This window comes from Janthinobacterium sp. BHSEK, assembly GCF_056174685.1.
This window is the reverse complement of the sequence record NZ_JBWBYV010000054.1, coordinates 1-11,153: the sequence shown is the minus strand read 5'-3', so window position 1 is coordinate 11,153 and position 11,153 is coordinate 1. Positions and strand designations below refer to the sequence as shown.

Below are 11,153 nucleotides of genomic sequence, written 5' to 3'. Positions count from 1 at the left end.
GGGGGCGCCGGCGCGGCATTGCCGGGCAGGCTCATGGCCCGGCAAGGGACATCAGGCAGCCATTTCCTGGGGCTGGGTATTTACGTGAGCCATGGCGCGGCGCAAGAGGTCGGCCATTTCGCACTGGGCCTGGGCTTCGGCGGCAGGGGCTGCTGCGGCCGGTGCGGCGGCCACCGTGCTCACCGTGCCATCCTGGCCCAGCACCACGTCGAGCGTGCTGTCGTCGCGCAGCAGATCGGCCATGCTCGGCAAGGTGACGCCGGCGGCGGCCGCATCCTTGGCATCGACGTTGAAATACACGTCCGTCATGTCGACCGTCTTGCCGTCGGCCAGGGTGGCGCTGCTGCGTTCCAGGTGCAGATTGCTGTTGGCGTCGAGGAAAGGCAGTTCCGTGTAGCTCACGGCCAGGCTGGCCACGCCGGCGTCGTGCAGGGACATCAGCTCGCCATCGTCCGTGACGCCATTGCTGTTGGCGTCGCGCCAGATGCGCAGCTCAGCGAACTTGTCGTCGTGCGCATCGACCACGCCGTCATGGTTCGAGTCATAGCTGGACAGCTTGGCGAAGCCCGTGCCCTTCTCGTTACCACCGAACAACTCGGAGATATTATCTATCTTGCCATTGCCACTGCTGTCGATGGCCAGCAAGCCGTCCTGCGCCGAGACCCAGCCCGTCTGGATGGCGCTGCCCGTACCCAGCAAGTCGAAGCTGCCGTGGAAGTCGGCGCGGGCGATCGTGTGCACGCCGTCACCGTTGAGGTCGATGACGATGGGCGTGATGGCCGCATCCCAGCTCATGTCGTTCTGGCCCGACGCCAGTTTCAATATGTCCGTGTAGACCACGTTGCCCGTCGTGCCATTGCTGTTGACGTCCGAATCGATATTGTCGTTCGCGCCCACGTTCTTCGCGCCCCAGCGCCACGTATCCATGGCGTAGCCGGCGTGATACACGCCCGACTTGTCGAACTTGAGCGAATAGCTGCCCGGATCGAGGTTGCTGAACAGATAGTTGCCATTGGCATTCGTGTAGGTGGTGGCCAGCAGCACGCCGCTGCCCGAGTACAGCTGCACCTTGATGTTGGCGATGCCCGCCTCGTTGTAATCCTGCACGCCGTCATGGTCGGCGTCGCGCCATACCTTGTCGCCCAGGCTGGCCTTGCGGTAGATGCCCGCGTCCCAGCTCATGTCGTTCTGGCCGGCGGCCAGGTTGATCAGGGCCGAGCGCCCCGTGCTGACATCGACATCGGAATCGGCCGTATCGCTGCCCAGATTGGCCTTGGTGTAATAAAAGCCCGATGGACGGATGACTTCGACCTTGTAGCTGCCGGCCGCCAGTTCGCTGAACAGGTAGTTGCCGCTGGCATTCGTCGTCGTCGAGGCAATGACCACGTTGCTGGCGTTGAGCAGGTTGACTTTTACGCCCGCCACGCCCAGCTCGCCCGCATCCTGTACGCCGTTGTAGTTGTTGTCTTCCCACACGCGGTCGCCGATGGAAGCCGTGTTGAGTTTGACCAGGCCCGCATCCCAGTCCAGCTGCACATCGCCCGACTTCAAGGTGGCCCATGTGGTGGTGAAGCCGCTGGCCGGATTGACGTCCGAATCGGTGGCGTAACCGCCGATATCGGCCTTGGTGAAGCCGTAGCCGGCCGGCGGCACGAAGCCCAGATAGTAATTGCCGGGGACCAGGTTGCTGAACAGATAATTGCCGCTGGCATCCGTGGTGGCGCTGGCCACGACGACGCCTTGCGCGTTGTACAGATTGACTTTCACGCCACAGACGCCCGCCTCGCCCGCATCCTGCGTGCCGTTGCCGTTCGCATCGAACCAGACGCGGTCGCCGATGGAGGCGGTCTTGTACAGGCCGGCATCGAGATCCTTGTAGTTCTGGCCCGCAGCGACCGTCACCTGGCCGCTGTTGCCCAGCGTGTTGATATCGCTGTCGAGCGCGTCGCTGCTGCCCGCATCCTTGACGGTGGTCAAATAGCCTGCGGGGGCGACGACGGCGATGGAATACGTGCCCGGATCGACATTGAAGTTGTAGTAACCGGAAGCATCCGTGACGGTCGAGCCGATCACGCTGCCGGCCGCATTTTTCAGTTGCACGGTGACGCCGCCGATGCCGGACTCGCCCGCATCCTGGATGCCGTTGGCGTTGCTGTCATGCCACACGCGGTCGCCCAGGGTGGCCGGCAAGGCCACGATGCCCGCATCCACGCTGTGGTTGCTGTCGCCCGAGGCCAGCAGCACTTGCGCGGTCCTGCCGTCGGCATTCGCGTCCGAGTCGCGCTGCTCGTCGCCGCCCTGGTCCTGACCCGTGAAGGTATAGCCGGCTGGCAGGGTGGTCTTATCGAATTGCACGCTGTAGGCGCCCGGCTTCAGATTCGTGAACAGGTAGTTGCCGTTCGCATCCGTCACCAGCGGACTGCCGACGGCGTTGCCCGACGCATCGAGCAAGGTCACTTTCACGCCAACAGCACCCGCTTCGCCCGCGTCCTGCACGCCGTTCTTGTTGGTATCGAACCAGACCCGGTCGCCCAGCTCGGCCGTGCGGTACAGGCCCGCGTCCAGGGTCAGGTTGGTTTCGCCCGGCGCCAGGGTCACGGGCGCCATCTTGCCGGCCGCGTCGATATTGCTGTCCTTGCCCGCATCGCCGCCCTGGTTCGCCGCCGTCGGCACATAGCCGGCGGGCGCCACCACGGTGACGGAATACGTGCCCGGATTGACGTCGAAGTGATAGCCGCCGCTGGCGTCCGTCGTGGTCGAGGCCACCACATTGCCGGCCGTATCCTTCAATTGCACGACCACATTGGCGATGCCCGCCTCGCCCGCGTCCTGCACGCCGTTGGCATTCTTGTCTTCCCAGACGAAATCGCCCAGGTGGGCCATCGGCACCTTGAAGGTCAGGTAATGGGGCGCCAGGCTCAGGTCCTGCGCATTGCAGCCGGCCGTGCCGCCGTCATCGCGCACCTTGAAGCCGAGGTCGAAGTCGCCGGCCACCGTCTGGCTGGGCACGAAGACCAGCTGGCCCGCGCGGATGGCGTCGATGGACACTTCCGTGCCCACCGTCACGGCCACGCCGTTGAGCAAGACCTGGCCCGCCGTGGTGGTATTCGTGATGACGATGGACTTGAAGCCGTCGTGCTCGACGTCGTCGTGGAAGCCGAAATCGCCTTCGCTGAGCACCACGCTGCTACCGTCGAGCAAGGTGAAGGTCTTGTCGGCCGCGTCGGGCGCGTCGTTGACGGGGTCGATGATGACTTGCAGGCTCAGTTGGACGATATCGCCATTGCCCTTGTCGATCGTCACTTCGATGGTCGAGAAGCTGCCGTTGTAGTTGGCGGCCCAGTCGCCGGGGCGCACATACACGGTGTCCGCGTCGAGCATGCCGAACAGCGGCGTGTTCTCGGTCGATTCCGTATCGTCCGGCAAGAGCACGGTGAAATTCTTGATGTTCAGTTCGCCTTGCACCGAGTAGCCGGCCTGGATCAGCAGGTCGCGGATATCGAAATTCTTGTTGATGTCTTCGCAGACGTGGACCGTGGTCGACAGGTTGTAGGTAGTCATGCGGCCTCCTGACGGCATGCCACGGCGGCAGGAGCGGAAATACGGGGGGCCAGGGCGTGATCAGCCTGGCCGCGCAAAGCGGCGAATGTATACATAGGTGGGCTTCCAAGAAGAGACTTGTTTAAAAAATGAAGCCGGCAGATCTTGTATACAATTTCGAGGGACACAGGAGCCAGACGACGCAATCACGCATCAGGGGGTGATTGTCTTTCTGATATTTTAGTTAGCGCAATTATATCCACTATCTTTTCAAAAGAGAATCATTTTCCGACGACAAAGATAAAATTTCAATAATTAAAATATTTTATTGATACTTTCACCATGCAAAGCGGCCGCCTTGCCCGCGGCAATCTGTGGCGGCGATCACGGCGAAAACGCATGCGCCCTTCTCGCGCGCCACCGCTATCGCCTACAATCTCGGGATGAATCAACTTACCCTCGTCCTGCCCTTCGCCTTGCCCAACGCCGAACTGGCTGCCGACCTGCTCAAGGTCTTGCAGGCGCCCGCGCTGGCAGCGCTGCTGTCGCGCACATCTACTTGCAATTTGGAAACTTTTGACAACGCCAACCGCCTGCTGCCGCATGAAGCGTGGCTGGCGCATGCGCTGGGCCTGGCGCCCGCGCCCAGCGGCGAGGCGGCGCAGGCGGCCTTTGCCGCCCGGGCCATGCGCGGCTACGGCCTCGCGCCGGAACCGGGCGGGCGCTATTTCCTGCTGCATCCTGCCCACCTGGCCATCGCCCGCAGCCATATCAGCCTGGAAGACTTGCGCCAGCTCAAGCTGAGCGAGACCGATGGCCGCGCCCTGTTCGACATTGCGGCCCCGTATTTCGACGAGATCGGCCAGCCGCTGGCGTATGGCGACGCGGGCACCTGGTTCATGCGCGCCGATGGCTGGAGCGACTTGCAGTGCGCCACGCCGGACGCCGCCACCACGCAAGACCTGTCCGTCTGGATGCCGGACGGCGAGCACGCGCGCGCCGCGCGCCGCCTGCAAAATGAAGTGCAGATGCTGTGGCATGAACACCCGGTCAATGCGGCGCGCGAGGAACGGGGCTTGAAAGCCATCAATGCGTTCTGGCTCTGGGGCGGGAGCGTGGCAACAGGGGAAGCTGCGCGCTGCGCGGCCAGCCTGCATACGCGGAACGCGCCCGGCTGGCTGGCCGCACTGGCGGAACCGGCGCGCCGCGATGCCAGTCCAAACAGTGTGCTGGCGGACCAAGCCGACACGATCGTCGTGCTGGGCGGCCTGATCGAAGCGGCGCAGGCCCAGGAATGGGGCATGTGGCTGCAGCAGCTGCAAGCGCTGGAAGCAGACTGGTTCGCGCTGCTGCTGGCGGCCTTGAAAGATGGCCGCCTGGGCCAGCTGCGCCTGGTGCTGAGCCACCGCGACGCCTGGCTCGACGCCACCACCAGCAAACATGCGCAGCGCAAATTCTGGCGCGCGATGACCCTGAACAAGTTGAAAGCATCATGACCCGTACCCGCATCGCCACCCGTCCCTGCCCTTACCGCGAATCCGAACTGCTGCGCCAGGGCGGCATCCATCCCGTGCTGGCCCGCCTGTACGCCTCGCGCGGCCTGTCCGACGCGAAAGAACTGTCGATTGAGGCCAAGGACTTGATACCGCCGTCCGGCTTGCTGCACATCGGCGCGGCCGGCGTCTTCCTGGCCGACGCCATTGCCGCCAAGAAGCGTATGGTCATCGTGGCCGACTACGATTGCGACGGCGCCACCGCCTGCGCCGTGGCCATACGCGGCTTGCGCGCCATGGGTGCCGACGTCGATTTCATCGTGCCCAACCGTTTTGAATACGGCTACGGCCTGACGCCGGAAATCGTCGAGCTCACTGCCCGTGAAAAGGCGCCCGACATCATCATCACCGTCGACAACGGCATCGCCAGCATCGACGGCGTGGCCGAGGCGAACCGGCGCGGCATCGAGGTCGTCGTCACCGACCACCATTTGCCGGCCGACACCCTGCCCGACGCGGCCGTCATCGTCAACCCGAACCAGCCCGCCTGCGGTTTCCCGTCCAAGCATTTGGCGGGCGTGGGCGTCGTGTTCTACGTCTTGCTGGCCCTGCGGGCCGAACTGCGCCGGCGCGGCATCTTTGACGCGCAGACGCAACCCAAGCTCGACAACCTGCTCGACCTGGTGGCGCTGGGCACGGTGGCCGACGTGGTGCGCCTCGATACCAACAACCGCATCCTCGTCGCGCAAGGCTTGAAACGCATGCGCAAGGGCAATATGCACGCGGGCGTGGCCGCCCTGTTCCGCGTGGCGGGCCGCGAAGCGCGCAGCGCCACGCCGTTCGACCTGGGCTTTGCCCTGGGGCCGCGCCTGAATGCGGCCGGCCGCCTGCAGGACATGTCGCTGGGCATCGAATGCCTGATCACGGACGACGAAGGCCGCGCCTGGGCGCTGGCCCAGCAACTCAACGACATCAACCTGAAGCGCCGCGAAATCGAGGCGGAAATGCAGGATACGGCCCTGCTGCACCTCGACGATTTCGAGCCGGCCAACAGCAGCACCATCAGCGTCTTCGATGCATCCTGGCACCAGGGCGTGATCGGCATCGTCGCGTCGCGCCTGAAGGAAAAATTCTACCGCCCGACGATTACCTTTGCGCCGGGCGCGGACGGCTGGATCAAGGGTTCCGGACGCTCGATTCCCGGCTTCCACCTGCGCGACGCGCTCGACCTCGTGTCAAAACGGGCGCCTAGCCTGATCGACAAGTTCGGCGGCCACGCCATGGCGGCCGGCTTGACCATCCGCGCCGACGCCTTCGACGCGTTTTCCCAGGCCTTCGAAGCCGTGGGCCAGGCCTGGCTCAGCGCCCAACAGCTGGAACGGGTGGTGGAAACGGACGGCCCGCTGGAAGACGCGTATTACACGACGGCCTTCATCGAGCTGATGGATGGCCAGGTGTGGGGCCAGGGCTTCGCCCCGCCCGTCTTCTGCGACGAATTCCGCGTCGTCAGCCAGCGCATCCTCAAGGAACGGCATTTGAAACTGCTGCTGGAAAAGAACGGCGTGCGCTTCGACGCCATCTGGTTCGGGCATACGGATGCCTTGGGCGAACGCACCAGGGTCGCCTTCCGGCTCGATGCGAATGAATACAATGGCACGACCAAGGTGCAGCTCATGGTGGAGCACGCCGAGCCTGCGTAGTGACACCTGACACAACCTACTGCGCGTTGGTATAGGTAGCCTGCGATGCTCCCCGTACTAAAAGTACGGTTGCGCTTCTCGGCCACCTCTCCCTTCCGCTCGCTACGGTTTGGTCAGGTGCCGTGAGCTTTATGACCTTGCTGCTGTATCTCAAACCCCTGTGGAACAAAGTCATATCAAATCATGGCAATGACGGATACAGGCCTCCCTCACCTGAAAGTTATCCAGCACCATGTTGACCGGCCTGAACCACCTCACCCTGTCCGTACACGACCTTGATCGCAGCGTCGTCTTTTACCGCGATACGCTGGGCCTGCGCCTGCATGCGCGCTGGGACAGGGGCGCCTACCTGTCGGCCGGGAATTTGTGGCTGTGCCTGTCGCTGGATGCGGGCGCAGCGATCAGCGCGAACGGCTACACGCACTATGCGTTTTCCATCTCGCAGGATGATTTTCCCGCCTTTGCCGCCCGCCTGCGCACGGCTGGCGTGGCGGAATGGCAGAAAAACCGCAGCGCCGGCGATTCCCTGTATTTTCTCGACCCGGACGGCCACCAGCTGGAAATCCATGCGGGCAGCCTGGCGCAGCGGCTGGCGGCCTGCCGCGCAGCACCATATCAAGGCATGGTGTTCGAGGATTGACGCCCTGAAAATGACATATTTAATAAATTCATTACATTCATTTCATCACTGAAAAACACAAGCAGTGTTGCCCTGAAAAAACACCGTCACACAGCGATAACCGCCTGATAATCTTGCCTTTAAGGCTTAATCAAGCTGGCAAGATTACATCGCGAAATGGGTAAATTCGCCACATTGTATGGTAAAAATAAAAATATTGATTGAAAATAGTTAACACTTATTTGGCAAATTCGCTAGAATCGATAATGCATCAGCTAATTCATCATGATGCTTGATCAGTTCTGAGGGCAAACCCGTCGAAAGGCGGGGACGCAAAGCCACCGGCCTACCGCGCGCAAGCGCCACGGCAGCGGGGCTGCCAATGCAGGGCCGGGACCGCCAGCGCGCGGCGCCAGCCTGGATGCATTGTCGAGATGTGGCCCTCGCCCAACTCGGAGAGTTTCGCCATGAAAAAAATCATTCCCCCGCATCCCCGCCACGGGCGCCTGCTGCTGGGCGCCACGGCCGCCATCCTGCTGGGCGCGTGCGGCCCCGGCCAGGAGACGGCGGCGCCGCCCGCCGCCATCGCCACGGCCGCGACACAGTTCAGCGTCGAGGTACCCGTCATCCCCGCCGCCGTCGGCGCGCTGGTGGTGCAACCGATGTTCCATGCGGCCCCGGCCCTGCTCGATGCGCCGGACGGGCGCGACAACGCCAACAGCAGCGGCTCGGCCCACTGGCGGCCGCATTTGCAGCACGTGCCGCGCGCCATGGCGGACATGGCCACGCGCCGCCTGACGGCGCAAAAGATCGCCGCCGCGCAGCAGACGGCGCAAGACAGCGCGCCGCTGCTGTCCGGCGGCGCGGCGGACACCGTCGCGCCGATGGCCGGCAGCAGCGTCGTGGCCACCTACTCTCCCGCGCAAATCCGCGCCGCCTACGACCTGCCTGCCCTGCCGGCGGCGGGCACGGCGCTGACGCCGGCCCAGGCGGCCCAGCTGGGCGCCGGGCAGACGATCTATATCGTCGACGCCATGCATAACCCGAACGCGGCCGCCGAACTGGCCATCTTCAACCAGAAATTCGGCTTGCCCGGCTGCACCACCAAGACCATCGCCACGAATGCCGCCCTGCCATTGCCGCCAGCACCGCTCAGCGGCTGCGAATTTTCCGTCGTGTACAACACGCCATCAAGCACCATGACGGCCACCGCGCCCGCCTACAACTCGGGCTGGGCCATGGAAATCGCGCTCGACGTGCAATGGGCGCATGCCACGGCGCCGCTGGCGCGCATCGTGCTGATCGAGGCGCCCGACGCGTCCATCAACAGCCTGCTGGGCGCCGTGCGCCTGGCCAACCTGATGGGGCCTGGCGTCGTCTCGATGAGCTTTGGCGCCGCCGAAGGCAACTGGACGGCCTCCGTCGACAGCGCCTTCACGGGCAAGAACATGAGCTACCTGGCCGCCACGGGCGACTCGGGCAGCGGCGTGTCCTGGCCGTCCGTCTCGCCCAACGTGCTGGCCGTGGGCGGCACCACGCTCAGCTACAGCGGTAGCGGCGTGCGCAGCGAAGCAGCCTGGTCCGGCACGGGCGGCGGCATCAGCGCCTACACGGCACTGCCCAGCTACCAGACGGCCAGCGTGCCCGGCCTGACCAATCTGCTGCGCCGCAACGTGGCCGACGTGGCCTTCAATGCCGACCCCGCCACGGGCCAGTACACGGCCGTGATGGCACAGGGCAGCAGCACCGCCAGCTGGCTCAGCATAGGCGGCACCAGCCTGTCCACGCCGCAATGGGCCGGCCTGGTCGCCATCGCCAACGCCAGCCGCGCGCTGCAGGCGAAGACGGCGCTCGGCTTGCCGCACAACATGCTGTACGGCCAGATCGCCAGCGTGCCCGGCACCTTTGCCAGCAGCTTTGCCGACATCACGCGGGGCAGCAACGGCACCTGCAGCGTCTGCACGGCCAGGGTCGGCTATGACCCGCTGGGCGGCCTGGGCACGCCGAACGTGAAAAGCCTGCTGGCCGCCCTGTCGGGCACGCAGATCGCCCCGACAGCCCCCGTGGTGGCGCCGGCCAGCATCAGCGGCGCGGCCGGCAAGCCGCTGTCGTTCACCGTCTCGGCCAGCGCAGCCAATCCTCTCAGCTACACCATGCTGGGCGCGCCGGCCGGCATGAGCATCGCCGCCACGGGCGTGGTCAGCTGGGCCGCCCCCATTGCGGGCACGTATGCCGTGACCATGCTGGCCAAGGATACCGTCACTGGCCTCAGCGGCCAGGGCGTGTACGGCATCGTCATCGCCCCCGTCGCGCCGCCCGTCGTGGCCGCCGGCGCCATCACGGGCAAGGTGGGCACAGCACTGGCATTCAATGTCAGCGTCACGGCCGCCAATCCCGTCAGCTACGCGCTCGCCGGCGCGCCGGCCGGCATGGCCATCAGCAGCGCCGGCCTGGTGAGCTGGGCCGCGCCCGTGGCCGGCACCTACGCCGTCACCGTGACGGCCACGGACAGCAAGACTGGCCTGAGCGGCAAAGGCATCTACACAGTGGCCATCGCCGCCCCGCTGCCGCCCGTGGTGACGGTCGCCGGCGTCAGCGGCAAGCCGGGCGTGGCCCTGTCGTTCAGCGCCACGGTGGTGGCGCCCAACCCCGTCAGCTACAGCCTGTCGGGCGCGCCGTCCGGCATGAGCATCAATGCCGCCGGCGTCGTCAGCTGGGCCAGCCCCGTGCTAGGCAGCTACAGCGTGACCGTCATCGCCAGGGACACCAAGACGGGCTTGACGGGCCAGGCCGTGGCCTCGGTGAAAATCGCTGCCGCCGGCCCCACGATCAGCGCCGCCGCCATGACGGGCGTGGCTGGCAAGGCCATGAGCGGCAGCATCGTGCTGACGGCGCCCGGCGCGAACGCGCTGTGGATCTCGATCATCGGCGCACCGCTGGGCATGCAGTTCTCCATGAGCGGCATGACCATCACGGCCTACTGGCCGCAACCGGTGACCGGCAGCTATACGCTGAAGGTCGTGGCGCTGGACAATAAAGGCTTGACGGCGCAGCTGAACGTGCCGGTGACGGTCACGGCAAGATAAGCTGGCGCGGCCTGCCAACGGGACGCAGCGGGACACACGTCCCCTGCGTCCCGTTTCTCATGCGCGCGGCCGTTGCAACGAATCCAAAAAAGGAGTATAAATAGTCCATAAACAGATTCCTATTGAAGGACTATCATGCATCTCGCCTATGCCTACCCCAAGAGCCGCTTCGAGCCGGCCGTGCTCGTCGACCTGAATGCCAAAGCCGAGCGCGAGCGATTGTCGCAGGCGGCATTGAAAGGATTTTTCAAGCTGGCCGCCGCGTGGAAACTGCGCGACGACGATGCGCGCGAATTGCTGGGCGGCCTGTCCAGCAGCGCCTGGTACGAGTGGAAGAAGCACCCGGACCGCGTGCTGGAAGTGGACCGCATCACGCGCATTTCGTATTTGCTGGGCATCTACAAGGCCCTGCACATCCTGTACGGCGACAAGCTGGCCGACGAATGGGTGAGCTTGCCTAACAAAAACCCGATCTTCGGCGGCCGCACGCCGTTGTCGCAGATGCTGGCCGGCGGCTTGCTGGCCATGCAGACCGTGCGCAAGCTGCTCGATGCGCGGCGTGGCGACATTTAATAATTACTGAGTAGTTACTAAAAATAATTCAAGGGGAAAATAAATGAAATATAAAAAAATACTGAATACTACACGCATTAGAAAAAGTACCGTTTTAGATAGAAATATCTTAACAGAATCAGAAAGTGATAGAGGTCGAGTA

General features: G+C 64.3%; 6 protein-coding genes and 1 riboswitch. Of the genes, 5 read left to right on the top strand and 1 reads right to left on the bottom strand.

Translation table 11 applies throughout. The annotated features are described in order from the left end of the window. Positions 1 to 51: 51 nt before the first annotated feature. On the bottom strand, positions 52 to 3,561 hold the full coding sequence (locus AC0V2Y_RS18815) for an SdrD B-like domain-containing protein (RefSeq protein ID WP_475417802.1): 3,510 nt from the start codon (positions 3,559 to 3,561) through the stop codon (positions 52 to 54). A gap of 422 nt (positions 3,562 to 3,983) precedes the next feature. Here AC0V2Y_RS18815 and AC0V2Y_RS18810 point away from each other — a divergent pair, with 422 nt between their 5' ends. The 5 genes from AC0V2Y_RS18810 (at position 3,984) to AC0V2Y_RS18790 (ending at position 11,011) form a co-directional block, all read left to right on the top strand. Then, complete coding sequence (locus tag AC0V2Y_RS18810) at positions 3,984 to 5,036, top strand: hypothetical protein (RefSeq protein WP_475417801.1); 1,053 nt, start codon at positions 3,984 to 3,986, stop codon at positions 5,034 to 5,036. Then, positions 5,033 to 6,733 (top strand): single-stranded-DNA-specific exonuclease RecJ, encoded by a 1,701-nt coding sequence (recJ, locus tag AC0V2Y_RS18805; protein ID WP_475417800.1) that lies wholly within the window; start codon positions 5,033 to 5,035, stop codon positions 6,731 to 6,733. The genes AC0V2Y_RS18810 and recJ overlap by 4 nt, the downstream gene beginning before the upstream one ends. Before the next feature lie 232 nt (positions 6,734 to 6,965). Next, positions 6,966 to 7,373, top strand: a complete 408-nt coding sequence (fos, locus tag AC0V2Y_RS18800) for a fosfomycin resistance glutathione transferase (RefSeq protein ID WP_475417799.1) — start codon at positions 6,966 to 6,968, stop codon at positions 7,371 to 7,373. 276 nt (positions 7,374 to 7,649) lie between these two features. Then, positions 7,650 to 7,736, top strand: a riboswitch (cyclic di-GMP riboswitch). 83 nt (positions 7,737 to 7,819) lie between these two features. Next, entirely contained in the window at positions 7,820 to 10,438 is a 2,619-nt protein-coding gene (locus tag AC0V2Y_RS18795) for a S53 family peptidase (RefSeq protein ID WP_475417798.1), read from the top strand. Between the two features lie 135 nt (positions 10,439 to 10,573). Then, entirely contained in the window at positions 10,574 to 11,011 is a 438-nt protein-coding gene (locus AC0V2Y_RS18790) for an antitoxin Xre/MbcA/ParS toxin-binding domain-containing protein (protein ID WP_475417797.1), read from the top strand. Positions 11,012 to 11,153 lie beyond the last annotated feature (142 nt).

Bases quoted from the DNA above. Each gene is read 5' to 3' on its own strand.
- AC0V2Y_RS18815 (WP_475417802.1), bottom strand. From the start codon at position 3,561: ATGACTACCTACAACCTGTCGACCACGGTCCACGTCTGCGAAGACATC.
- AC0V2Y_RS18810 (WP_475417801.1), top strand. From the start codon at position 3,984: ATGAATCAACTTACCCTCGTCCTGCCCTTCGCCTTGCCCAACGCCGAA.
- recJ (WP_475417800.1), top strand. From the start codon at position 5,033: ATGACCCGTACCCGCATCGCCACCCGTCCCTGCCCTTACCGCGAATCC.
- fos (WP_475417799.1), top strand. From the start codon at position 6,966: ATGTTGACCGGCCTGAACCACCTCACCCTGTCCGTACACGACCTTGAT.
- AC0V2Y_RS18795 (WP_475417798.1), top strand. From the start codon at position 7,820: ATGAAAAAAATCATTCCCCCGCATCCCCGCCACGGGCGCCTGCTGCTG.
- AC0V2Y_RS18790 (WP_475417797.1), top strand. From the start codon at position 10,574: ATGCATCTCGCCTATGCCTACCCCAAGAGCCGCTTCGAGCCGGCCGTG.